Genomic DNA, 24,528 nt, shown 5'->3' on the forward strand with positions numbered 1-24,528 from the left:
CCGACCGCTGGAACCTGCGGCCTTTCTGCGATTGCTCCATGGGAGTTTTGTCATGTCTGAACAATCACGTTACATGCTCGTCGCCCCACCACTGATGGAGACCAACCCTGCGTTTGACCGGGCAGCAGCGCTGGCCAAAGCTGAAGGGGCGGCATTGCATATCGTCGCATTCGATTACCTGGAAGGCTTGGCGACGGCCAATCTCGTCGATGAGGATGCGCTGGAAGTAATGCGCGTCGGCTACGTCGAGCGTCATCGACAATGGCTCGAAGACCAGGCTCGAATTCTGCGTCAGCAAGAAATTACCGTGACCACGGAAGTCGTCTGGATAGCTGATCCGCTGGAAGAGATATTGATCCATCTGAACGAACAACCCATGAACCTCTTGATCAAGGCGCTGGAACACCATTCGCGGCTGTCGCGGATATTCTTCACGCCGCTGGATATCCAGTTGTTGCGCCAGTGCCCAGTGCCTCTGCACTTCGTCAGGCATGCAAAACGGGCTCTGCCACGCAAAATCATCGCAGCTGTCGACCCGTTCCATGGCAGCGAGCAATACAAAGGCTTCAATGACCGCATCCTGCGCGAGGCAGTGCGATTAGCCACCGTCTGTAATGCCGACCTGGAAGTGGTTTATGCCTACGGTCTGGGATCATTCGATCCTCAGGGGTTTGATTACGACACCAGCAGTTCGTTGTTCTCGTCCGCAGCAGTGAAGACCCTGTTCGACGCTCAGGGCGAGGCGTTCAATGAATTGGCCGAGCGCAACGGCATCCCTGCGGAACAACGCCATATGATCATGGGAGACCCGGCAAAGGTGTTGTGCAGCTACGCAGAAGCTTCCGACATCGACATCATCGTGATGGGCCGGGTCGGTCATCCCGGGCCGGGGCGATTTGTCGGAAGTACCGTGGAGCAGTTGCTGTACACAATGCCCTGCAGTGCGTGGATCGTGTCCCCTCAGGTCATTGAGCTGCATGTCTGAATCCCGCGGACCTGAGCGCTTCGATAATGTCTGGCCCTGATCACACGGCGCGAGGACCGCTGGTTTTGTGTCTTGCTGCACCGACGGTCGCCCACTTGGTCAATTCGACCAGGGCGATCGGTGCAAAGGCGAAGGCAACCACCACTGCCCACTCGTAAGCGTCTAAAAGCACGGTGCCGAGAACGAAACGCATGTAGGGGACATACACAGCGGCCAGCTGCAGCACGATGCAAACTGCGATGGCCGCCCAAAGCCATGAATTGGTGAACAGCCGCCTGGTCAGCGCAGATCGGTGCTGAGAGCGCGTATTGAATGCATGCAGCGCCTGGACCAAGCCGAGGGTCACGAACGCCATCGTGACGGCGTGTTCTGTGCCCTCATGCCTCTGTAGCCCAATATAGAAAGCCCCGAGGGTTGCCAGCGCAAGCAGCAGGCCCTGCCATGCTATGAGCCACATGAGGTTCGGGCTCAACAGCGCAGCATCAGGCTCACGAGGCTTGCGCAGCATGACATCCGGTGCGGAGGGCTCCAGCGCCAGGGCCAATGCCGGAAGTACATCAGTGACCATGTTCAACCAGAGTATTTGTAACGGGAGTAGAGGCAACGGCCAGCCGAACATGAGCGCAATGAACACCGTCAGCAGTTCCGCCAGGTTACAGGACAGCAAATAGTGGACGAAGTGAATGATGTTGGCGTAGATCACCCGCCCCTGCTCGACGGCTTTTACGATGGTGGCGAAGTTATCATCCGTGAGGATCATGTCCGCAGTCTGCTTGGCGACGTCTGTACCGGTACGACCCATTGCAATACCAATATCAGCCTGTTTCAACGCGGCAGCGTCGTTAACGCCGTCGCCGGTCATCGCGACAACGTGTCCGATATCCTGCAGGGCCTCAACAATCTGCAGCTTGTGCCGGGGCTCTGCACGGGCGAACACGGCTGTCTGTGCCACCAGGATGCGCAGTTGTTCGGGGCTCGCTTCGTTCAAGGTCCTGGCGTGGATTGTCTTGAGTGATTCACCTTGCCGGCCTTGGTCGATGCCCAATCGGCGGGCAATGACTTGTGCAGTGGCAACCTGATCGCCAGTGATCATGACGGTGGCGATACCGGCCTTGCGACACAGGGCGATTGAGGAACCAGCCTCGTCCCGCAGCGGGTCGATGATCCCCACCAGCCCTAAAAAAACCCAGGGTTCTGATGTCTCCTGGGGATGTTCACCAGCGAGACTGGGCGATGGTGTTTGCCGCCAGGCCAACCCCAGCACCCGCAACGCTTTATTTGCCAGCATGGTGTTTGTGCTTTGCCACCAATCTCGGCGCTCTGACGTCATGGGCCGGTTCGCGTCGCCCCACGCTTCGAACTCGCATAACTCCAGCATTCTCGACGGGGCGCCCTTGGCGCACTCCAGCCTTGAATCATCCTGAAGACGATGCTCGGTCAGCATCCACTTGGCTTCAGTCGAAAAAGGTATTTCTGCGGTTCGACGGTATTGAGCCTGGACGGTCGCAGGATCCAGTCCGGCTTTCTCCGCCAGGACGATCAGAGCGGCCTCTGTGGGGTCACCTTGCACGCTGATCTCCCCTGCCACTCGCGACACCTTGGCGTCGTTACAGAGCACACCCACTCGCAGCAGGTTGGCGACCGGCCCCTCATCCAGAACAGCGCCAGCGCCACTTTCATCCAGAAATTCGCCGCTTGCCTCATAGCCAGTACCGGTGATGGTGTAGATCTGGTCGCCGGCGACGACAGTTTCCACTGTCATCCGGTTTTGGGTGAGCGTGCCGGTTTTATCCGTGCAAATAATCGTGGTTGAGCCCAGGGTTTCGACAGACGCCAGAGTACGAGTCAACGCCCCCATTTTGGCGATTCTCTGCATGCCGATGGCCAGCGTCATGGTCGAAACCGCCAGCAGCCCCTCAGGGACCGCCGCTATCGCCAGCGAGATGGCGACCTGAAGCATCTGCACGCCGGGCACGCCCCGAAGCCAGCCAGCGACGATCATAATCGCGCACAACACCACGACGATGATGACCAATACATTTCCCAACTGCCTGATCTTCCGAGTCATGGGACTGGGCCGTTTACTGGCCTCATCTATCAATTTCCCGAGCCTGCCCAGTTGAGTGTTGACGCCAGTCTCTGTCACCAGCATGCGGCCGTGTCCGCTGTTGACGAATGTCCCCATGAAACCCATGTTGCTCATCTCACTCAGAGTCGGTGCGATGTTTTCCAAAACACCCGAGTCCTTCTCCACCGCTGCCGATTCTCCCGTCATCGACGACTCGTCAATCTGCAATCCATAACCTTCGACGATTCGGCCGTCAGCGGGTATGCGATTGCCGGCGCACAGCCCCACCAGATCGCCCGGAACAAGGTCAATGGCAGCAAGCTGTTGCGACTTACCCTCTCGGATGACCTCACATAAGCGCGTCTCGCGCCCCTGAAGGTTCAACAAGGCCTGCCGTGCTTTCCATTCAGTGCAAAAGCCAATCACGGCATTCAAGAGCACGACGATCAGGATGAAGTTGCCCTCAACCACATCCTTCATGAGGTAGGCCAAGACAGCGGCGACCACCAGCAAGACGACGATGACGCTTTTGAACTGGTCTCGGGCGATTTTGAAGGCTGATCGCTCAGGTCTGGACGCTAAGGTGTTGGATCCGGATTCCAGCCTTCGCGCCGTCAGTTGGTCGTCACGCAAGCCTTGGCAAGGGTCGGATTTCAACAGCTGGGCAGTCTGCTGAACCGAGAGCGCCGTCCATTGAGGAGAAGAGGCGGTGTCGCGGCGCGGCTTTGCAATGCGAGGAGTCCTGGACTTCGGCGCAAACCACCTGAACATACGTGCGTCCCCCGCTGCATAACAATGATACGAACGGGTAAGCAGTACGCTCACAACGCTGTCTTCAACGCGGCGCCGTACCCCATCCCTTGGCCCGCCGCCGACAACAGCCCAGGGACCGGCTGGATAACCCACTCTCCCCGACCACAATCACTTGCGCTTGATCTTTGTCAGACAGTCACGCAAACAACGGCTGGACTTAACCGGTTATCCGCTTGAAGTTCTGGAAACAGCGACTGTTGATCTGGATCAGAAAACATCATCTGTTATGAAGGTAACTAAGCACCAATACAGCCTGTTCCCCTGCTCACTCCACAGGAGACTGAAATGGTCAGTTTGCCAGCAACGCCCGCACCGAAACTTGAACTGAACAAAGACGACATCAGCACGACCTACTGGATAGAGCCGTTGAAGACAGGCGTCCAGATCATGATCCGGCCTCTGGAATCGAAGGACCGTGAACGCGAATTTGCTTTCATCAAGGCCCTTTCTCCTGAGTCGCGGCATTTCCGCTTTCTCTGCACGATGAATGAGCCTAGCGAAGGATTGCTCAATCAGCTGTTGGACCTGGACTACGCCAAACGTATGGCGTACGTGGCGCTCACCGTGGAAGAAGGCCAACTGTGCGAGATTGGCGTCGCACGCTATGCCGCATTGGACCCCGGAAATATATGCGAGTCAGCCGTCGTGGTTGCGGATAAGTGGCAGCGCCAAGGCCTGGCAAAAAAACTCATGGGCCATTTGATTGATGCTGCAAGGGTCAATGGATTCGAGCAAATGATCTCCATCGATAGCGCAACCAACTCCCACATGCATCGTCTCGCCGAAGCGCTGGGCTTTGAATGTGAGGCCGATCCGCTGGATGCCACTCAGGTTGTCTATCGACTCAACCTGAGTGAGGGAGTGTCAGAGAAATAGGCTTAACAACCCGCCTGTAACACTGCTACCGGCCACCACCAGCCAGGGAGGAAGCTTCCAGAACATCAGGGCAATCAGTGCCAACAAGGCCATGCCGAAGTCCAATGGTGTGTGTATCGTACTCGTCCATACCGGCTGATACAGAGCCGCCAGCAGCACACCGACCACGGCCGCATTGATGCCAAACATTGCAGCTTGCATGCGCAGGTTGTGACGCAGCTGTTCCCAGAATGGCAAAGTGCCCATGACCAGCAGGAACGACGGCGCGAAGATGGCCAGCAAGCAGACCAGCCCACCCAGCCAGCCGGTCGGGGGCTGGGTCATCGAAGCTCCCAGAAACGCCGCGAACGTGAACAGCGGCCCAGGGACAGCCTGGGCCGCGCCGTACCCGGCGAGAAATACATCATTGCTGACCCATCCCGGATCCACGACCTGAGTTTGCAGCAGTGGCAAGACAACATGTCCACCGCCGAAGACCATCGAACCGACCCGGAAAAAACTGTCCACCATCGACAGGGTCTGACTTGGAACCAGCTCCGCCAACACAGGCAAGCCAATCAGCAGAGCCACCAGCAGCATCAGCCATAACAGACCAGTGCGGCGCCGGATGGCGATCGACAGTGAGTCATCCGCTGGCATCGGTTGAGGCTTGAAGATCCACAAGCCGACAATCCCTGCGAGGGCAATCGCCCCCACCTGCCCCCAGGCTGAAGGCACCAGCAACACCAGGCATGTCGCGCCAGCCATGAGAGTGATGCGGGGGCCGTCTGGACAAAGGCTGCGCGCCATTCCCCATACCGCCTGCGCGACCACCGCCACAGCAACGCATTTCAAACCCTGCAACGCGCCAGCTGATACCCCATCGTGAAAGCTGGAAAGGCCCATTGCAAAAAGCATCAGGGCGATCGCAGATGGCAATGTGAACCCCATCCACGCAGCCACTGCCCCGGCATAGCCGCAACGCGACAGGCCGAGCGCGATCCCGACCTGACTGCTCGCAGGACCTGGCAAAAACTGGCAGAGGGCGACCAGGTCGGCATAACTGCGCTCACTGAGCCACAGCCGACGCACGACAAACTCATCTCGAAAATACCCCAGATGGGCGATCGGTCCTCCGAAAGAGGTCAGACCCAGCCGCAGAAAGATCAGGAAAACAGCCCATGGGCTTCGGTCAATCGTGAGGGTATTGGCCATCGTCGTCGCAGGTCTCTCGGGATGCAGATGGGAAGTTTGAGCCAGGCGCGGCGCAAGCACCATCTCTCTTATCAAACCCTGATAAAGCTCAAGCTTGTGCCCCTGAACAAGCGTCCAATAGGGCTATTGATTCCATGCAAGCCATCAACCTAGGTATCAGGAGCCGGACATGACCGATTTAGAGCTGCGCCGCGCCATTCTCGACGAACTTGAGTTCCAACCCCATATTGATGCGCGCTCCATTGGCGTTGCCATCAAGGACGGAGTGGTCTGTCTCACCGGTCATGTCAGCACCTATGCCGAGAAATTCGCAGCCGAACGGGCCGTCAAGAACGTCAAAGGGGTAAAGGCGCTGGCAGAAGAAATTGAAGTTAGGGTGCCCGGTGAGCTGGACGTCGGAGATGAAGTGATCGCAGCTCGTTGCGTGGACGTTCTTCACTGGAATAGCGCGGTCCCTGATGAGCGTATCCAGATCGAGGTTCAGCAGGGTTGGGTAACCCTTGAGGGCGAAGTTGACTGGCAGTACCAGAAAGAAGCCGCAGAAAGCACGGTGCGAAAACTGACCGGCGTCGTGGGTATCAATAATTTTCTGGTGGTGAGACCTAAAACCAGTGCCGCAGACATCAAGGCTAAAGTCGAGGCGGCTTTCAGTCGAAATGCACAACTGAACGCTCGACAAATCCGCGTCAGCGTCGAGGGAAACCACGTCAAACTCGAAGGCCATGTTCACTTCTGGGTGGAGCGCAAGGCGGCTGAAACTGCGGCCTGGGCAGTGCCGGGTGTCAGTCGGGTCGACAACCATCTCCTCATCGCTTGAAGCACGTCGCTCATCAAGGTATCCAGAAGCCCCGAAAATCTTCCGAACATGAAAAAGCCCAACTTGCGAAAGTTGGGCTAAGTCATTGAATTAAATGGTCGGGACGGAGTGATTCGAACACTCGACCCCTTGCACCCCATGCAAGTGCGCTACCGGGCTGCGCTACGCCCCGACTAGGCGTGTATCAGCTTCGCTACATGCGAAAACTTCGAGGAATATAACCTAAGCTTTTGAATTATGGAAGTATCTGACCGACTTCTATTTGGCCAAAACTACCAGAACATCTTCAAGCTCGACGATCATTTCCCGAAGCAACTGCTTGTACTCGTGGGTTTCATCCTTGGGTTCGCCAGCCGTCATGCGCAACCGCGCGCCGCCGATGGTGAAGCCCTGTTCGTAGAGCAAGCCACGGATCTGCCGGATCATCAGTACGTCTTCACGCTGATAATACCTACGATTGCCGCGGCGCTTTACGGGGTTGAGTTGAGGAAACTCCTGCTCCCAATAGCGCAGAACGTGCGGTTTTACCGCGCAGAGCTCACTGACCTCACCAATGGTGAAGTAGCGTTTGCCAGGAATCGGCGGGAGCTCATCGTTATGACTTGGTTCCAGCATATGCCTCAACTCGGGCTTTCAACTTCTGCCCTGGACGGAACGTGACTACGCGGCGAGCCGTGATAGGAATCTCTTCCCCGGTCTTCGGGTTTCTACCTGGACGCTGGCGTTTATCTCGCAGGTCGAAATTGCCGAATCCGGACAATTTGACCTGCTCGTTATCTTCCAGAGCGTGCCTGATTTCCTCGAAGAACAGCTCCACCAATTCCTTGGCTTCTCGTTTATTCAGGCCCAGCTCTTCGTACAGACGTTCGGCCATCTCAGCTTTCGTCAGAGCCCCCATACGCTACTTCCTTAACGTGGCGTTTAACCTTTCCTCGAGTGAGGTGAGGATTTTATGCGTCGCCGCATTGACCTCATCGTCGTTAAGAGTGCGCGATGGATGCTGCCAGGTCAAGCCAACTGCAAGGCTTTTTCTATGCGGATCAATGCCTTTACCTTGATAGACGTCAAATAGCCTGAGGTCTGTGAGCCATTCGCCTGCATTTTCTCGAATAACTTCAAGCATTGCAGTGGCGGCGACGCCTTCATCTGCGATCAGCGCCAGGTCACGTCGGACTTCAGGAAAGCGCGACAACTCTTGGAATTTCGGCATTTTACCCAGTGCAACTTCAGCCAGTAACAGCTCGAAAACGAACACTGGACGGTCCAGCCCGAGAGTTTTCGACAGCTCAGGGTGAATGGCGCCAACATAGCCGACTTCCCGGCCATCGCGTTCGATGCGGGCAGTCTGACCCGGATGCAACGCGGGGTGTTTGCCCGGCACGAATGTGAAGGCATTCAGCGCGCCGGCGAAACCCAACACTGCTTCCACATCAGCTTTGACGTCGAAGAAATCGACTACATCGCGACCTTGTGCCCATCCTTCTGGCAGACGGCTACCGCATACCACACCCGCCAGCATTGGCTCTTGTTTCAGGCCGTCCAGCTGACCGACGAAACGCAAACCACTTTCGAACAGGCGAACACGATCCTGCTGACGATTGAGGTTGTGTTGCAGAGACTTGACCAGACCCGGCCACAATGAAGCACGCATAGCGGCCATGTCATTGGAGATCGGGTTTGCCAGCAGCAGCGGCTGAGCGCCAGGACTGAAAAGCTCGAACTGTTTAGGGTCAATGAAGCTATACGTAATAGCTTCCTGGTAACCGCGAGCCACCAGCAAACGGCGGAGTTCGGGCAAGTCACTGCGGGCTTCCGCCTTGGCTTGAGGGGCGAGACGCGCCTGCGGGTAACGAACCGGCAGACGGTTATAGCCATAGAGACGAGCCAGTTCTTCAATCAGATCAACTTCAAGGCTGATATCGAAACGATGGCTTGGCACTTCAACGCGCCACTGCCCTACGGCTTCGGAGGATACGATCAAGCCAAGGCCAGTCAACAACCCCTCGACTTCAGCAGGGTCCATTTTCAGACCCAGCATCTGCTCTATGCGCTCGGCACGCAGAATGACCGGGGCAATCGCAGGCAAGTCTTTTTCGCTGACCGTTTCAATCACGGGGCCTGCTTCGCCGCCGGTGATCTCCAGCAGCAGGCCAGTAGCTCGTTCCATCGCCTTGCGGGCCAACTGCCAGTCGACACCGCGCTCATAGCGATGCGAGGCGTCGGTATGCAGCCCGTAAGAGCGTGCTTTGCCAGCAACGGCGATTTGGTCGAAAAAGGCGCTTTCAAGGAATACGTCACGGGTTTCGCTGGAAACGCCGCTGTGCTCACCACCCATCACTCCGGCGATAGCCAAAGCGCGCTGGTGATCAGCAATAACCAGAGTGTCCGCCCGCAGGGTGACTTCCTGACCATCCAGCAGAACAAGTTTTTCACCCTCCTCTGCCATGCGTACTCGGATACCACCGTTGATCTCTTTCAGATCAAACGCATGCAGCGGTTGCCCCAGTTCGATCATCACATAGTTGGTGATATCGACAACGGCATCAATGCTACGAATATCGGAACGGCGCAGACGCTCAACCATCCACAGTGGCGTTGGTCGCGACAGGTCGACATTGCGAATCACGCGCCCCAGATAACGGGGGCAGGCAGCGCTGGCCAACACTTCAACTGAACGCACTTCATCGTGAGTGACTGGCACTGCGGCGACAGCCGGGACGGTCACTTCAGCTGCATACAGGGCGCCGACTTCACGGGCCAGGCCCGCCAGCGACAGGCAGTCGCCACGGTTTGGCGTCAGGTCGACTTCGATGCTGGCATCATCCAGCTCAAGGTACACACGGAAGTCCTGACCCACCGGCGCATCGGCAGGCAGTTCCATCAGGCCGTCATTGCCCTCGCCCACTTGCAGCTCAGACTGGGAGCAAAGCATGCCGTTGGATTCAACGCCACGCAGTTTGGCTTTCTTGATCTTGAAGTCGCCCGGCAGCTCGGCACCAATCATGGCGAACGGGATCTTCAGGCCTGGACGCACGTTCGGCGCACCGCAGACAACCTGGAAGGTTTCCGAGCCATTGCTGACCTGACAGACGCGCAGCTTATCGGCATCCGGATGTTGCTCGGTGCTCAGCACTTCGCCGACGATCACGCCGCTGAACTCACCAGCAGCCAAAGTGACGCTATCGACTTCAAGCCCGGCCATGGACAGACGAGCAACCAGCTCGTCCCGGGAGACTTGCGGGCTTACCCAGCCGCGCAACCATTGTTCACTGAATTTCATCCTGCTCTCCAAAAAAGTTCGTTACGGGCGACCCCGGTGCTCTGCGATAGCGGCCTCGTTGGCTGACCATCGCCAAGCGCCTCAGCGAAATTGCGCGAGGAACCGCAAGTCGTTGTCGAAGAACAGACGCAGGTCGTTCACGCCGTAACGCAGCATGGCAAGACGTTCCACGCCCATGCCGAAGGCAAAGCCCGAGAACTCTTCCGGATCGATGCCGGACATACGCAACACATTCGGGTGAACCATGCCGCAGCCCATGACTTCCAGCCATCCGGTCTGCTTGCAGACACGGCAGCCTTTACCGCTGCACATCACGCATTCCATGTCGACTTCGGCGGACGGCTCGGTGAACGGGAAGTACGAAGGACGGAAACGCACGGCCAGTTCTTTCTCGAAGAACACCCGCAGGAACTCTTCGATGGTGCCTTTGAGGTCGGCGAAGTTGATATCGCGATCAACCAGCAGGCCTTCGACCTGGTGGAACATCGGCGAGTGAGTAATATCGGAGTCGCTACGGTACACACGGCCTGGGCAGACAATGCGGATCGGCGGCCGTTGCGATTCCATGGTGCGGACCTGTACCGGAGAGGTATGGGTGCGCAACAGCATGTTCGCATTGAAATAGAAGGTGTCGTGCATCGACCGGGCCGGGTGATGGCCTGGGATGTTGAGCGCTTCAAAGTTGTGGTAGTCGTCTTCCACCTCAGGACCTTCGGCAATGCCGTAGCCAATGTGGGTGAAGAACTGTTCGATGCGTTCCAGAGTACGGGTAACCGGATGCAGGCCGCCTGAGGTCTGACCGCGACCAGGCAGGGTTACATCAATGGACTCGGCGACAAGCTTCGCGGCCAGATCTGCGCCTTCGAACAACGCTTTGCGGGCATTGAGAACCTCTGTGACACGCTCCTTGGCGACGTTGATAAGGGCGCCAACTTGTGGCCGCTCTTCTGCCGGCAAATTCCCCAGGGTCTTCATCACCTGAGTCAACTCGCCTTTCTTGCCAAGGTATTGAACCCGGATTTGCTCCAGGGCATTGATATCTTCAGCGCTCTGCACAGCCTCAAGAGCTTGCGAGACCAGCGCGTCCAGGTTTTCCATGTACAGACTCCAGATACGAAATAGGGGAAGAGCTTTAAGGCTCTTCCCCTATTTATGACGTTTAACACCGGGCTCAGAAAAACTGAGACCCGGTGATTGTCGGGGACTTAGGCCAAAGTGGCTTTAGCTTTCTCGACAATCGCAGCAAACGCCGCTTTTTCGTTCACTGCCAGATCAGCCAGAACCTTACGGTCGATCTCGATGGAAGCTTTTTTCAGGCCGGCGATGAAACGGCTGTAGGACAGACCGTTGATACGAGCACCAGCGTTGATACGAGCGATCCACAGAGCGCGGAACTGACGTTTTTTCTGACGACGGTCACGGTAGGCGTATTGGCCTGCCTTGATTACCGCTTGCTTGGCAACACGGAATACGCGTGAACGCGCGCCGTAGTAGCCTTTAGCAAGTTTCAGAATTTTTTTGTGACGCTTACGGGCAATGACGCCACGCTTTACACGAGCCATGAGTTACTTCCTCTATTCTTGATCAAAATTAACGAAGGCGCAGCATGCGCTCGACTTTTGCCACGTCAGACGGATGCAGCAAGCTGCTACCGCGCAGTTGACGCTTACGCTTAGTCGACATTTTGGTCAGAATGTGGCTCTTGAAAGCGTGTTTGTGCTTGATGCCGTTAGCGGTTTTCAAAAACCGCTTAGCTGCACCACTTTTAGTCTTCATCTTTGGCATGTTCGGATACTCCGCATTCAGTTGATAAACATAACCGCAAGGCCTGCCGTGCCCTGGTGGTCATTTCTTCTTTTTCGGGGCGATGACCATAATCAGCTGGCGTCCTTCCATCTTAGGATGCTGCTCAACGGAACCGTATTCGAGCAGGTCACCTTCAACCCGCTTCAACAGTTCCATGCCCAGCTCCTGGTGGGCCATCTCACGACCGCGGAATCTCAACGATACCTTGGCCCTGTCCCCGTCACTCAGGAAACGTACCAGGTTGCGTAGTTTTACCTGGTAATCCCCTTCCTCCGTCCCTGGACGAAACTTGATTTCTTTAACCTGGATCTGCTTCTGATTTTTCTTGGCAGCGGCAACCTGTTTCTTCTTCTCGAAGATCGATTTGCCGTAGTCCATCAGCTTGCAGACAGGGGGTACTGCATCGGCAGAAATCTCTACCAGATCCAGTTTGGCCTCTTCAGCCTTAAGAAGCGCGTCTTCAATTGACACAATCCCAAGCTGCTCACCCTCAGCTCCAATTAACCGAACCTCGCGTGCCGAGATATTCTCGTTGATCGGGGCTTTCGGTGCAGCTCGTTTATCTTGTCTCATTTCACGCTTAATAGTAATTACTCCGAATCTTGGCGACCACGCCGGGAAACCGCTTGTGCGAGGAATTCAGCGAATTGGGCGACCGGCATGGAGCCAAGGTCTGCACCTTCACGTGTACGCACAGCGACAGTTTGCATTTCAACTTCCCGATCCCCGATAACAAGGAGATAAGGGACCTTGAGCAAAGTATGCTCGCGGATTTTAAAGCCGATCTTTTCATTTCTCAAGTCGGACTTGGCACGAAACCCGCTTTCGGCGAGAATTTTTTCCACTTCAAGGGCAAAATCTGCCTGTTTATCAGTGATATTCATGATCACTGCTTGAGTGGGCGCCAGCCAGGCCGGGAATGCACCTTCGTAGTGCTCGATCAAAATTCCGATGAAACGCTCGAAGGAACCGAGAATTGCACGGTGCAACATCACCGGATGCTTACGACTGTTATCTTCAGAGACGTATTCGGCGCTCAAACGGATCGGCAGGTTGAAATCGAGCTGCAAGGTACCACACTGCCAGACACGACCCAGGCAATCTTTGAGCGAGAACTCGATTTTCGGACCGTAGAACGCGCCTTCACCCGGCTGTAGATCGTAAGGCAGACCTGCACTGTCGAGTGCAGATGCCAGTGCGCTTTCTGCACGATCCCACAATTCATCGGAACCTACGCGCTTCTCGGGACGAGTCGAAAGCTTGAGCTCGATGTCCTTGAAGCCGAAATCGGCGTAAACAGCCAGAGTGAGCTTGATGAAGGCGGCGGATTCGGCCTGCATCTGATCTTCGGTACAGAAGATATGTGCGTCATCCTGGGTGAAGCCACGCACACGCATGATGCCGTGCAGCGCACCCGATGGCTCGTTGCGATGGCAGGCACCAAACTCGGCCAGACGCATCGGCAGTTCGCGGTAGCTTTTCAGGCCCTGATTGAACACCTGCACGTGGCAAGGGCAGTTCATCGGCTTGATCGCATAATCGCGACTTTCCGATTCAGTCGTGAACATGTTGTCCGCGTAGTTGGCCCAGTGACCGGATTTCTCCCACAGGGAGCGGTCGACCACTTGCGGGGTCTTGATCTCGAGGTAGCCGTTCTCGTGCTGAACCTTGCGCATGTATTGCTCCAGCACCTGATACAGGGTCCAGCCCTGTGGATGCCAGAACACCATGCCTGGTGCTTCTTCCTGGGTATGGAACAGGCCCAGACGCTTGCCGATCTTACGGTGATCGCGCTTTTCAGCTTCTTCGATCCGCTGGATATAGGCAGCCAGTTGTTTCTTGTCGGCCCAAGCGGTGCCGTAGACACGCTGCAGCTGCTCGTTCTTGGCATCGCCACGCCAGTAGGCGCCGGAAAGCTTGGTCAGCTTGAACGATTTCAGGAAACGAGTGTTCGGCACGTGCGGGCCGCGGCACATGTCGACGTATTCTTCGTGATAGTACAGACCCATGGTCTGTTGCTCTGGCATGTCTTCAACCAGACGCAGCTTGTAGTCTTCGTTACGCGCAGTAAAGACATCGATGACCTCGGCGCGCGGGGTGACCTTCTTGATGACGTCGTAATCTTTTTCGATCAACTGCTGCATGCGCTGCTCGATCGCCGCCATATCGTCTGGCGTGAAAGGGCGCTCGTAGGCGATATCGTAATAGAAGCCATCATCGATGACCGGCCCGATAACCATTTTCGCAGTCGGGTATAACTGCTTGACGGCATGACCCACAAGGTGAGCGCACGAATGGCGGATGATCTCCAGCCCTTCCTGGTCCTTCGGGGTAATGATCTGCAGGCTTGCATCTTTTTCGATCAGATCACTGGCGTCGACCAGTTGGCCGTCTACTTTGCCAGCCACGGTCGCCTTGGCCAGACCCGCACCAATGGAAAGCGCGACCTCGGCTACGGAAACCGGATGATCGAATGAACGTTGACTGCCGTCGGGAAGAGTAATGGTGGGCATGGCGCCTCCTCTCCTAGTGGTGACCCCTACCAAAGGTCACGTGGGTTGGGATGAGCCAGTACATGATCCGGTGGCGTACCTGCCTCACAGTGGCAGGAGCCTTGCGGCCAACCTTGAACCGAACCAGATGACTGGATTGAACGAAACATTGATTCGCCCGAAGCTGGCAGATATTGACTGCCAACCACGCACGAATATAAAGGACGCGCATCCTAACACAGCTGGCCCTGTGACACGCACATTGGCGCCACTCAATTACGCGTATTTGACTGAGCACTGAACTGGTGCGACTTACAGCCGTCAGATTGTTCTGCAATCCACGGCAAAATCTGCTGCTTCCTATAAAGGAGAAAGTCATGAAGCTTCTACGTGCACTTGCACTGCTCGCCCCTGTCGCCCTGGCAGTGCCATTCAGCGCCCACGCAGCCATGAGCGAAACCAACAAAGCGAAGTTCATCACCGAATGCACCGCAACTGCTGGACAAAGCCTGAAAGCCGATGCAGCGAAAGCTCATTGCGAATGCGGCGCCGAGCAGGTGAACAAGAATTTCAGCGATAAAGAAATTGCCGAACTCAACAGCACCAACCCGCCGCCAACCACCGCGCTGACGCAAAAATTGCAAAAAGTCGTCGCTGAGCACTGTGTGCAGACAAAAAAATAACAGACTGAACCCTGTTATTCGCAGAGGGCGGAACGGCCGCCCTCTTTCCGGGGAAAGTCCGTGAAGACCTTAGATTACGTGGCCTACAGCCAGACGACCGAACCTGTGCAAGCCTGTCAAAACGGTCATCTGCGGGCGTTATAAGGATTTGAACTACACAAGATGCTCAAACTTCTTACTGAAATGGCTCTACATTCCCACATTTCGACTATGATAGGCCGGTGTGCCCAGTTGGCCTGAGCAACACGTACTACTGAAAAAATTATGTTCTTGGAGATTCACCATGTCTAATCGCCAATCCGGCACCGTAAAATGGTTCAACGATGAAAAAGGCTTCGGCTTTATCACTCCACAGGGCGGCGGTGACGACCTGTTCGTACACTTCAAAGCTATCGAAAGCGACGGTTTCAAAAGCCTGAAAGAAGGCCAGACCGTGTCGTTCGTGGCAGAGAAAGGCCAAAAGGGCATGCAAGCTGCTCAGGTTCGCCCGGAGTAATCCAAGCGAGCTAAAAAAAACCCCGTCATCGACGGGGTTTTTTTATGCACGAAAATCAGTACCACTCAGCCGCAATTAACTCGCACAACCTTGCCGTTCGCATCTGTGTTCAGATTGACCCGATCGGAACGGTACTCAAGGGTAAGCACGTCGTTCGGGCTGATGAAGCGGGCATCCTGCGCTCCAGCTTTGCTGCGCGCCTGTGCCAACAAAGCGGCCGACGCCTGCTGGCCGACAGCAAACTGTGCACCTGCGGCTTCACAGCGACCCGACATTGCCTGGGGCTGCGACTCTTGAGCCGGGGATTCAGGCGTGCTGCTGCACCCTGCCAGCAGTGACACGACGACAACAAACCCAACTGAAGATAATTTCCACGGCATATAGCCTCCTCGACCAAAAACAAAAACAGAACACTTGCGACAGCGTCAAAACCCAATCGTTGCAAAACGAGGGCTGATCACACCCGTCAGATCAGGCAGCGCAGAAGTCTGCCCTACCTCGCTTAAAGCAGGTGAGCGCAATCGTCACAAAACGTGAGTAGATGTGACCAGCCCGTAGATCACTCGGCGCGCCCGGAGTCAAAACCGCTGCGATAGTCGAGTGCCAAATGCGTCTACAAAGTGGTTTACTCGACCATACGGCTGCCGCGTCAGCCGGTAACGTGAAATTCAACTTCACAGAGACGAGACACCCATGGCAGTCGTATCCATCGATGCAGATATCAAGGCCAAATGGCACCAGGGTCATTCATCCCACAGCCCTGGAAACCCGGAAGAACTGGCGATCATCGCCGTAGACTTGCTGGTTAAGGAACTGGGCACCGAGGGCGCGCTGGTCTTTATTACGCAAGTGCTGGCCCGGTACCCGACCGACATCAAAGAAGCTCCCGCTGTCAAATGACGGCGTCGGGATGACTGCTGCGGTCATTTCAGTCGGGAAAGCCGCTCGGTCAACAGATCGAAAAAGCCCTGCGCATCGCCGCTTTCGACCCAGAACACATTCTTGGGCTGGTCGAGGGTGCCGTACCAGTCCGCGACCGTCTGTCCGAAGCCGATACCCTCTCGACTATCAATAGCCACGTTAATCTGACGGCCCGAGAACAGCTCAGGCTTGAGCATCCAGGCGATAACACTCGCATCGTGCACCGGCCCCCCAGGCAACCCGTAATGGACCATATCAAGCTTCACGTATTCATTCAGAATGCTGCCCACCAGTTTGCCCGCCTGGTTGTTCAGCGCGGCTATCTGCGCGAGACGTGGCTCACTGGTGAGTATTTTGTGAGTCACGTCCAACGGTAGATACGTTAGTTTCACACCACTGGCCAGTACCACCTGCGCTGCATGCGGGTCAGCAAACAGGTTGAATTCGGCCACCGGGGTAATATTGCCGCCATTGAAGTGCGCCCCGCCCATGACCACGACTTCCTTGATGCCCTGGATAATTCCAGGGTCTTGGGTCAGAGCCAGCGCCAGGTTGGTCTGCGGCCCGAGCATGGCGATGGTAATGCTATGGGGCTTGGCCTGGCGGAGCGTGTCAATCAGGTATTGCACCGCGTTGCCGCTGGCCAGCCCCTGTTTAGGCTCGAACACCGGGACGCCCGGCAAACCTTCTTGCCCATGGATGTTTTCAGCGTAGATCGGGGTGCGCACCAGAGGCCGGGGAGCGCCGGCATATACGGGCACGTCCTCACGCCCTGCCCACTCCCGAGCCAGCCGGGCATTGCGCGAGGTTTTGTCGATTCGCACGTTGCCTGCCACGGTAGTGATTGCCAGCACGTTGAGCTCATCTGGGGAGGCCAGTGCAAGCAACAGTGCCACCACGTCATCAGCGCCGGGATCAGTATCAATGATCAGATCACGTCGTTCGACGGCCTGTGCGGCGCTGGCGCTGATAAAGGACAAAAGCAGTAGGCTCCGAAGTAGCTGTTTGAAGAGGTTGATGCATCGCATATGAAACTCCCTGTTTCAGTCAAAAAATTCCGTGAAATAACGCCGATCAGAAGACCACACCGGCGATCAGCGCGATATTGCTGTAAGGCTCACACTCGCCGGTCCGCACAATCGCCCGAGCGTTTTTGCTCAATGCCTTCAAGGCTTCATGACTCAGCAGGCGCTGTTCGCCCAGCTCACCATCCAGGCTCAAGCCTTCGATGATGCTCAACGCAGGCGGCTTCCTGAACATCATTTCCTCCGCCAGTACATGGCTCTCGACCTGCATTTCAGTGAGCACGGTGTCCAGCACGCTGACGAAATCGGGAACGCCGCGGGTCAGTGCAAGGTCGATAAGCTCGACACCAGGTGGGATCGGCATGCCTGCGTCGACGATCATCAGAATGTCGCCGTGCCCCAGGGACGCAATGACCCGCGATAGCGCGATGTTGAGCAAAGGTGTTTTTTTCATGCCGGGTCGATGTCCTTCACTTCAGCGAGGATGGGAATTGATGGCTGCGCACCACGGCGGGTGACCGACAAGGCCGCGGCCGCCTGGGCAAAACGAATCGCCTGGATTTCACTGCGCCCCTCAGCCAGGGCAGCTGCGAATCCACCGACGAAGGTATCACCAGCAGCGGTAGTGTCCAGCGCTGTAACCTTCGGGGCCGGGAAGTGCACCACGCCTTTGGCCGAAGCAAACAATGCGCCCTGCTCACCCAGGGTAACGATGACCTTCCTGACCCCGGCTGTCAGCAAGGCCTTAGCGGCGGTTTCCGCGGAGGCCAGCGAATCAACTGCAAGCCCGGTAAGCATCGCCGCTTCGCTTTCATTGGGGATCAGGTAGTCGACCATCGAATACCACGCGCTCGGCAATGGAGCCGCTGCAGGTGCTGGATTGAGGATGACCGTCTTGCCCAGTTCGCGCGCCCTGCACAAGACATGGGCGACGCTTTCCATCGGCACCTCCAGCTGGCAGATGACCACATCGGCGCGCACCAGTAAGGCGTCAAAACGCTTCACCACCTCGGGGGTCAAGTGGCCATTGCCGCCAGCGACAATGACGATGGCGTTCTGACCATTGGCATCGACCATGATTGACGCAATGCCGGTGGAGACGCCGGCCACCGCAGTAACCCCCTGACAATCGATCTGCTCATCCAGCAAAGCCTTGCGCAATTGCTCGCCGTAGGCGTCATCCCCGACGCAACCGATCATGGCCACACCCGCCCCAAGACGTGCGGCCGCTACGGCCTGATTGGCACCCTTGCCACCAGGAACCGTGACGAACGAATCGCCGACGAGCGTTTCGCCGGGTGCGGGCATGCGTGGCGCCCGGGTCACCAGGTCCATGTTCAAACTACCGATCACTACTACGTTGGCTTGCATATCGTTGGCACTCTTGCTCGAGGTCATCTTGTGTTGCTTAGCGGGATTCATTGAATAAACGGGTCGGCGCTGCAGTGGATTCGCGCACTATGATGGCCGGAGTGATCACCACCTGCTGAGGCGCTCCTGCAAACGACCCGGCGATTCGGCGTAACAGCATTTGAGCAGCGGTTTCACCCAGCTGCAGGATTGACTGCCCTACCGTAGTCAGCGCCGGGTACACGAATCGGCTCATCTGGATATCGTCGAAACCAATCACTGAAAGCTGCTGCGGGACCAGGATATTGCGCTCCGCCGCCGCTCGCAGCACGCCGAAACCGATCATGTCATTGCCCGCAAAAATGGCGGTTGGCGGGTCGCTGGCCAGCAATTTTGCAGCGGCCTGATAACCACCGGGGCTGGTGAAGTCGGCGGCGATCACCCAATGTGGCTGAACCTCGATCTGCGCTTGCTGCATGGCACGCTGATAACCGCGAAACCGCAGCCGGGCAACGCTGGTTTGCTCCGGACCTCGAATGCAGGCGATGTGACGATGGCCCAGTTCCAGAAGATGACGGGTCGCCAGATAGGCACCCAATTCATGATCGATGCAGACCAGATCCGCCGCGACGTCTTCCAGTTCGCGATCGACCACCACCATCGGGGTCCGTACGGCAGCGAAGCCTCCCGCCTGCCCCTCATCGCCTCCGACAGACGATACGATCAAGCCGTCGACGCGCTTTTCCAGCAATACACGCAAATAGCTGCGCTGCTTCTGCGGGTTGTCGTCGGAGTTGCAAAGAATCACGCAGAAGCCGTTGCGCTCACAGTAATCCTCGATACCCCTTGCCAACTCGGCGAAATATGGATTGATCCCATTGGGAATCAGCAGGCCGATGGTCGAGGTGGATTTGGCTTTGAGTGACCGGGCCACGGCGCTAGGCACATAGTCCAGTTGCACAATGGCCGCCTCGACCTTGAGCCGGACCTCATCGCTGACCGGGCGGCTCTTGTTCAACACGTGGGAGACGGTTGTGTAGGAAATCCCTGCCAGCGCCGCTACATCTTTGATTGTTGCCATTTCAGATCTGACGCCTTGCGCGATGACTGCGGTAAGTATCCAGTACAACTGCGATGACGATCACCGCACCGGTGATAATACGTTTGGTGGGTTCGGTGGCACCGATCTGCGCAAGGCCAGCCGCCAGCACCGAAATGATCAGAACGCCAAAAAAAGTACTGATGATCGAACCACGGCCACCCATGAGGCTGGTGCCACCGATCACCACAGCGGCAATCACCTGCAACTCCAGACCCGAACCTGCGTTGGGGTCGGCGGCTTCCAGACGTGAGATCTGAAACAGCGCGGCAAGGCCCGCCAACAGCCCCATCAGGGAAAACACCAGAATCTTGTACGGCTTGGGATTGATCCCTGCCAGACGCACCGCTTCTTCATTGGTGCCAATGCCAATCAGGTAACGACCGAACACCGTGCGGGTCAACACCGCTTGAGCGACAACGATCACCACCAGGGCAATGATGAACGAAGGGGCGATACCCACGGCAATGGGGTCAGATAACCAGGCAAATGCATCACCGATATAAGCGGTGCGTGAATCAGTCATCTGATACGCCACACCACGGGCCATCTCCAGCACCCCTAGCGACACAATGAAGGACGGAATGCGCCAGGCCACTGTGATCGACCCGGTAATGGTGCCCGCCAGAGCGGCGCACGCCATGCCCAGTATCGCCGCCGGAAACACGTTCCAGCCCCAGCTGATGATCGCCACACTGACCGCCGAGGCAGCCAGCGCCAACACCGAGCCGACTGACAGGTCGATTCCACCGATAATCAGGACAAAGGTCATGCCCACCGCGAGCACCATCAGGTCCGGGATCTGGTTGGCCAGGGTGCTGAAGGTGCTGTATGACAGGAAGTGATCACTGAGCAGGGAAAAAAGCACAATCATCACCAGCAGTGCACCGGCCAGACCCAGATAGGTGCCCAGGCCTAACCAGGTGCCACTGCGTTTGCTGACTGAAGGCAAGACTTGAGGCGGGGCGGTTTTCATCGGTCGATCCTTGGCGCCGCTTCACCGAGCAGCGCGTCGCGTTTTTGATAGCCGGCAAATGCGGCAGCGAGTAATTCATCCTGGCTCCAGCTGGCGCGGTCGAAGGTGTCGATCAGACGCCCAGCCGACAGAACGCCGATCCGGTCGCAGATCAGCATCAATTCCCGCAGATCACTGGAGACCACCACCAGCGCCCTGCCCTGACGCGTCAATTCGCCGAACAGGCCATAGATATCGAATTTGGCACCGACGTCGATGCCACGGGTGGGTTCGTCGAACAACATGACCGCGCATTCACGCTCAAGCCAGCGCCCAATCACGACTTTCTGTTGATTACCACCGGACAGCTGCGAGACCAGTTGGCCCGGCCCCGAGGTGCGGATGCGCATGGCGTCGATCTGTCTCTGGGCCAGGTTCATCTCATCCCGGGCATTGACCAGACCGCCTGATGACACGCTGCCCATATTGCCTAAAGCGATGTTCGCGCCGATGGTCTGGGTCAGCAGCAGGCCTTCACCCTTGCGGTCCTCGGTGATCAATGCGATCCCTTCACGTACCGCATCCATGGGGGAGCGAATCGAGACCTGCCTGGCTGGACTTCCCAGTTCAAGGGTCCCCGTGTCAGCCGTATCCGCCCCGTATATCAAGCGCAACAGTTCAGTCCGCCCGGCACCGATAAGTCCGGAAATACCGAATATCTCGCCGCTGCGCACCTGAAACGAGACATCCCGGACTTTATCCCCTCGCCCCAGGCCTTTGACACTCAGGGCCACATCGCCAATTTGCCGAACACCGAGGTCAATCTTGTCCCCCAGCTCGCGACCGACCATCAAGGTCACCAGTTGCTCGCTGTTGTAGTTGGCGATGGCGTCGACACATACCAGCTTGCCGTCACGTAACACGGCAATGCGCTGGGCGACCCGAGCCAGCTCTTCCAGGCGATGAGAGATATAAATGATCGAAACGCCGCGCTGCTGCAGGCGTGTGATCTGCTCAAACAGCATTTCGACTTCCCGAGCGGTCAGCATCGCCGTGGGCTCATCAAGGATCAGCACATGGCAGTCACCGATAAGATTGCGGGCAATTTCCACCATCTGCTGATGGCCGATGCCCAGCTCGCTGACCGGGGTATCCGGATCGATGGCCTCGAGGCCGACCTGAGCCATCGCCTGTATGGCTTCTTCGCGCAGGCGCTTGCGATTGATCCAGCCTGCGCGTTGCGGCAGGTTGTCCAGGTAGAGGTTTTCAGCAACTGAAAGGGTTGGCAGCAGGTTGAGCTCCTGCATGACCATGCGCACGCCGAGCCTTTCAGCCTGCCTGCGGCTGCCCGGTTGATAGGCTTTACCCTGAAATTGCATCTGGCCGGTGGTGGCTTGTTCAAGGCCGCCAATGATTTTCGACAGGGTACTTTTACCCGCGCCGTTCTCGCCGGTCAGGGCCAGGACCTCACCGGGCATCAACGTCAGGTCAATGTCGCCGAGTACCGGTTGGGCGTAGGTTTTGCCAATCCCGCTGATAGACAGCACGGCAGTTTGAGCAGAAGCCGGCATAGCATTCTCCGTGCATCTGCCCCGCTCTGTTCAGAACGGGTGCAAATGCAGACATACGTCGAAGGAATTACGGATTGGTGACCGGGGTGTCCTTGGTGATCAGCGTCACCGGGGTTTCAATCACCCCGTTAACGCTATCGACGTTCTTTCCCTGGAGAAGCTTCAACGCCGCCTCAATGCCAAACGCGGCCTGCTTGGCAGCGAACTGGTCGGCAGTCGCCAGAATGCGACCGTCCTTGAGCATCGGCTTGATTGCGTTGATGTTGTCGTAGCCAACCACTTTGACCTTGCCAGCCTTGCCGGCCGCCCGTACCGCAGACACAGCGCCCAGGGCCATGCTGTCGTTGCCAGCCAGCAGCGCTTTCAGGTTCGGGTACTCATTGAGCATCGCCGAAGCCACCGCGTTACCCTTGTCGATCTCCCAGTTGCCAGACTGCGTGGAGACGATTTTCATCTTGGCCGCCTGCATGGCGTCCTTGAAACCCGCCGTACGCTGTTGCGCATTGGTGGTGGTCGACACCCCTTCGATGATGCCGACCTCGTCACCAGGATTGAGATCCCGCGCCAGGTATTCACCCACCAGGCGCGCGCCTTTACGGTTATCAGGTCCAACAAAAGGCACGCTCAGGTTCTTGCTTTTCAGTACGTCCGGGTCGAGCTGATTATCGATGTTCACCACAGTGATACCGGCATCCATGGCTTTCTTGATGACCGGAACCAGCGCCTTGGAATCAGCCGGAGCAATGACGAGCGCGTTGACCTTCGAAACGATCATCTGCTCGACAATACGTATCTGACTGGCGGTATCCGATTCATCCTTGATGCCGTTGGAAATCAGATCGAACTTGTCTGGATTGGCTTTCTGGTAATTCTCAGCACCTGTCTGCATGGTCAGGAAGAACTCGTTGGCCAAGGACTTCATGACCAGGGCGACCTTCGGTTTGGCGGGGGTATCAGCGGAGAATGCAGGTAGGGAAATCGTCGCGGCAGCGGCGGCAGCGGTGAAACAGGCGATGGCAAGAGCGCGTCCAGCAAAGGGCAGCTTCATGGGTTTCACTCCGATCTTATGATTATTGTGTGTCGGGCAACGAATACGCAGATGAATCTTACTTGTCGCGCAAACGTTTGCGAGGAACAGATCATGAGAACCGCAGGGCTGATTGTCAACCGTTCAAACCACTGGTGTCGAATATTTCACGCCGTGATATTCAGGCCCATGCTTCTATCCAGCTCCTTGAACAATGCTGCAGACATAAGCAAGACGGAGCCCGTAATCGCGGCGATCTGGCCCTGAAAACTCGCAACTACGGCGTTTTTCGCAGCAAGGTTTGAATACGCGGCGTTCTCCGCTGCCTGCAACCTGTGCCGGATGTCGCGCAACTGGTCCTGGAGCTGGGCCAGACGCTTTAGCATCTGCTTGGCAAACGGGCTGAGATTGTCTGAAATATCGCCGCTGGCCTGTTGAGCTTCGACCTGACGACTGGGTATGTCGTCATCCGTATCAACAGAGGCGTAAACGTTGGCAGCCGTTGTTTTGAGAGTCAGTCCGTAAATCGGCAAACCGAGAGAAGCAATGGTCATGGTGTCGTCCTTGAAAACGGAGTTCTGACTAAAACCATCGACCCGGGAACGGTATTCTTTAGGCGATGAAGGTGGAAGCACGATTAGCCTACACACAAGAGCGAGATGGCTGACCGCGGCAAGCATTTGATCCTACAAGTGAGTTGCGAAACTTCCGACACTGAAATACTGTATGCCCGTACAGCTAACCAGGAACCTTCCCGTGGCAAAACAATCAGCAGCTCCTGCACTCCCAAGCTCCTATGAACGCATGGGCGTTCGGGTGCAAAAGATCATCAACTCGCCCACCGCTCAAAAAGCCAAAGCGGCTTTGATATTTCGTCTGCCTGACGAAGTAGAAGATGAATGGAGCCAGTTGCTGGAAGAAATCGCGGAGAACGACAACGTCACCCTGGCCTGGCGAGACGATGGTGGCGTGCAGATATTCTGGACAGTCCCGAAAGAAGACTGACGGTATAAGGGTGCGATTTCTTGGCAGGCCGCGTATGCGTCGCGCCTTGCGCCGGGCAACTCGAA

At 56.8% G+C, this 24,528-nt stretch carries 26 protein-coding genes and 1 tRNA gene; 7 read left to right on the forward strand and 20 right to left on the reverse strand.

Annotated features, from left to right (window positions below; genetic code table 11):
• The first annotated feature begins 52 nt into the window (after positions 1–52).
• A complete protein-coding gene (locus tag IV01_RS02230) occupies positions 53–985 on the forward strand; it encodes a universal stress protein (protein ID WP_032631425.1) in 933 nt (310 codons plus the stop codon).
• 40 nt (positions 986–1,025) lie between these two features.
• Here IV01_RS02230 and IV01_RS0125570 read toward each other — a convergent pair whose 3' ends face one another.
• Positions 1,026–3,959 (reverse strand): cation-translocating P-type ATPase, encoded by a 2,934-nt coding sequence (locus IV01_RS0125570; RefSeq protein WP_154232277.1) that lies wholly within the window; start codon positions 3,957–3,959, stop codon positions 1,026–1,028.
• A 192-nt stretch (positions 3,960–4,151) separates the two neighbouring features.
• Between IV01_RS0125570 and IV01_RS02225 the strand changes: the two genes are divergently transcribed.
• Positions 4,152–4,742 carry a GNAT family N-acetyltransferase gene (locus IV01_RS02225; RefSeq protein ID WP_050507988.1) on the forward strand — a complete coding sequence of 197 codons (591 nt, stop codon included), beginning with the start codon at positions 4,152–4,154 and terminating at the stop codon, positions 4,740–4,742.
• Here the strand turns inward: IV01_RS02225 and chrA are convergent.
• Positions 4,731–5,936: a chromate efflux transporter gene (chrA, locus tag IV01_RS02220; RefSeq protein ID WP_032631593.1), complete on the reverse strand. Its 1,206-nt coding sequence runs from the start codon at positions 5,934–5,936 to the stop codon at positions 4,731–4,733. The two genes, IV01_RS02225 and chrA, sit on opposite strands and share 12 nt — an antisense overlap.
• A 169-nt stretch (positions 5,937–6,105) precedes the next feature.
• Here chrA and IV01_RS02215 point away from each other — a divergent pair, with 169 nt between their 5' ends.
• Entirely contained in the window at positions 6,106–6,753 is a 648-nt protein-coding gene (locus IV01_RS02215) for a BON domain-containing protein (protein WP_032631426.1), read from the forward strand.
• Between the two features lie 95 nt (positions 6,754–6,848).
• On the opposite strand, the gene IV01_RS02210 is transcribed toward IV01_RS02215, so the two are convergent.
• The 9 genes from IV01_RS02210 to thrS form a co-directional block, all read right to left on the reverse strand.
• Positions 6,849–6,925, reverse strand: a tRNA-Pro gene (locus tag IV01_RS02210).
• A gap of 86 nt (positions 6,926–7,011) precedes the next feature.
• A complete protein-coding gene (locus IV01_RS02205) occupies positions 7,012–7,368 on the reverse strand; it encodes a MerR family transcriptional regulator (protein WP_032631427.1) in 357 nt (118 codons plus the stop codon).
• Entirely contained in the window at positions 7,349–7,651 is a 303-nt protein-coding gene (gene ihfA / locus IV01_RS02200; RefSeq protein ID WP_002553164.1) for an integration host factor subunit alpha, read from the reverse strand. Before ihfA ends, IV01_RS02205 begins: the two co-directional genes overlap by 20 nt.
• Before the next feature lie 3 nt (positions 7,652–7,654).
• Positions 7,655–10,033 carry a phenylalanine--tRNA ligase subunit beta gene (gene pheT / locus IV01_RS02195; protein ID WP_032631428.1) on the reverse strand — a complete coding sequence of 793 codons (2,379 nt, stop codon included), beginning with the start codon at positions 10,031–10,033 and terminating at the stop codon, positions 7,655–7,657.
• Between the two features lie 81 nt (positions 10,034–10,114).
• A complete protein-coding gene (pheS, locus tag IV01_RS02190) occupies positions 10,115–11,131 on the reverse strand; it encodes a phenylalanine--tRNA ligase subunit alpha (RefSeq protein ID WP_032631429.1) in 1,017 nt (338 codons plus the stop codon).
• A gap of 107 nt (positions 11,132–11,238) precedes the next feature.
• Positions 11,239–11,595, reverse strand: a complete 357-nt coding sequence (rplT, locus tag IV01_RS02185) for a 50S ribosomal protein L20 (protein ID WP_007905879.1) — start codon at positions 11,593–11,595, stop codon at positions 11,239–11,241.
• Positions 11,596–11,623: 28 nt separating this feature from the next.
• On the reverse strand, positions 11,624–11,818 hold the full coding sequence (rpmI, locus tag IV01_RS02180; protein ID WP_002553160.1) for a 50S ribosomal protein L35: 195 nt from the start codon (positions 11,816–11,818) through the stop codon (positions 11,624–11,626).
• Positions 11,819–11,878: 60 nt separating this feature from the next.
• Positions 11,879–12,430, reverse strand: a complete 552-nt coding sequence (gene infC / locus IV01_RS02175) for a translation initiation factor IF-3 (protein ID WP_176469887.1) — start codon at positions 12,428–12,430, stop codon at positions 11,879–11,881.
• Positions 12,430–14,352, reverse strand: a complete 1,923-nt coding sequence (gene thrS, locus IV01_RS02170) for a threonine--tRNA ligase (protein WP_032631431.1) — start codon at positions 14,350–14,352, stop codon at positions 12,430–12,432. Before thrS ends, infC begins: the two co-directional genes overlap by 1 nt.
• A gap of 356 nt (positions 14,353–14,708) precedes the next feature.
• Here thrS and IV01_RS02165 point away from each other — a divergent pair, with 356 nt between their 5' ends.
• A complete protein-coding gene (locus IV01_RS02165) occupies positions 14,709–15,014 on the forward strand; it encodes a hypothetical protein (RefSeq protein WP_032631432.1) in 306 nt (101 codons plus the stop codon).
• Between the two features lie 283 nt (positions 15,015–15,297).
• Positions 15,298–15,510 carry a cold-shock protein gene (locus IV01_RS02160; protein ID WP_032631434.1) on the forward strand — a complete coding sequence of 71 codons (213 nt, stop codon included), beginning with the start codon at positions 15,298–15,300 and terminating at the stop codon, positions 15,508–15,510.
• Between the two features lie 65 nt (positions 15,511–15,575).
• Here IV01_RS02160 and IV01_RS02155 read toward each other — a convergent pair whose 3' ends face one another.
• Positions 15,576–15,890 (reverse strand): I78 family peptidase inhibitor, encoded by a 315-nt coding sequence (locus IV01_RS02155; protein WP_032631435.1) that lies wholly within the window; start codon positions 15,888–15,890, stop codon positions 15,576–15,578.
• Between the two features lie 313 nt (positions 15,891–16,203).
• Between IV01_RS02155 and IV01_RS02150 the strand changes: the two genes are divergently transcribed.
• Entirely contained in the window at positions 16,204–16,410 is a 207-nt protein-coding gene (locus IV01_RS02150; protein ID WP_032631437.1) for a hypothetical protein, read from the forward strand.
• Between the two features lie 23 nt (positions 16,411–16,433).
• Here the strand turns inward: IV01_RS02150 and IV01_RS02145 are convergent, their stop codons facing one another.
• From IV01_RS02145 to IV01_RS0125575, 8 genes are all read right to left on the reverse strand, one after another.
• On the reverse strand, positions 16,434–17,459 hold the full coding sequence (locus IV01_RS02145; RefSeq protein ID WP_032631439.1) for a nucleoside hydrolase: 1,026 nt from the start codon (positions 17,457–17,459) through the stop codon (positions 16,434–16,436).
• 46 nt (positions 17,460–17,505) lie between these two features.
• A complete protein-coding gene (rbsD, locus tag IV01_RS02140) occupies positions 17,506–17,910 on the reverse strand; it encodes a D-ribose pyranase (protein WP_032631441.1) in 405 nt (134 codons plus the stop codon).
• A complete protein-coding gene (gene rbsK, locus IV01_RS02135; RefSeq protein WP_032631594.1) occupies positions 17,907–18,827 on the reverse strand; it encodes a ribokinase in 921 nt (306 codons plus the stop codon). Before rbsK ends, rbsD begins: the two co-directional genes overlap by 4 nt.
• A gap of 37 nt (positions 18,828–18,864) precedes the next feature.
• A complete protein-coding gene (locus tag IV01_RS02130) occupies positions 18,865–19,887 on the reverse strand; it encodes a LacI family DNA-binding transcriptional regulator (protein ID WP_032631442.1) in 1,023 nt (340 codons plus the stop codon).
• Position 19,888: 1 nt separating this feature from the next.
• Positions 19,889–20,881: an ABC transporter permease gene (locus IV01_RS02125; protein ID WP_032631443.1), complete on the reverse strand. Its 993-nt coding sequence runs from the start codon at positions 20,879–20,881 to the stop codon at positions 19,889–19,891.
• On the reverse strand, positions 20,878–22,431 hold the full coding sequence (locus tag IV01_RS02120) for a sugar ABC transporter ATP-binding protein (protein ID WP_032631444.1): 1,554 nt from the start codon (positions 22,429–22,431) through the stop codon (positions 20,878–20,880). The genes IV01_RS02125 and IV01_RS02120 overlap by 4 nt, the downstream gene beginning before the upstream one ends.
• Positions 22,432–22,498: 67 nt before the next feature.
• Entirely contained in the window at positions 22,499–23,479 is a 981-nt protein-coding gene (locus IV01_RS02115) for a sugar ABC transporter substrate-binding protein (RefSeq protein WP_032631446.1), read from the reverse strand.
• A 146-nt stretch (positions 23,480–23,625) separates the two neighbouring features.
• Positions 23,626–24,012 carry a hypothetical protein gene (locus tag IV01_RS0125575; protein ID WP_050507991.1) on the reverse strand — a complete coding sequence of 129 codons (387 nt, stop codon included), beginning with the start codon at positions 24,010–24,012 and terminating at the stop codon, positions 23,626–23,628.
• 202 nt (positions 24,013–24,214) lie between these two features.
• On the opposite strand from IV01_RS0125575, the gene IV01_RS02110 reads away from it, so the two are divergent.
• Entirely contained in the window at positions 24,215–24,463 is a 249-nt protein-coding gene (locus IV01_RS02110) for a DUF1654 domain-containing protein (RefSeq protein ID WP_032631447.1), read from the forward strand.
• Positions 24,464–24,528: the final 65 nt, after the last annotated feature.

Origin of the sequence: Pseudomonas syringae (assembly GCF_000737245.1) — a bacterium.
GTDB lineage: Bacteria > Pseudomonadota > Gammaproteobacteria > Pseudomonadales > Pseudomonadaceae > Aquipseudomonas > Aquipseudomonas syringae_J.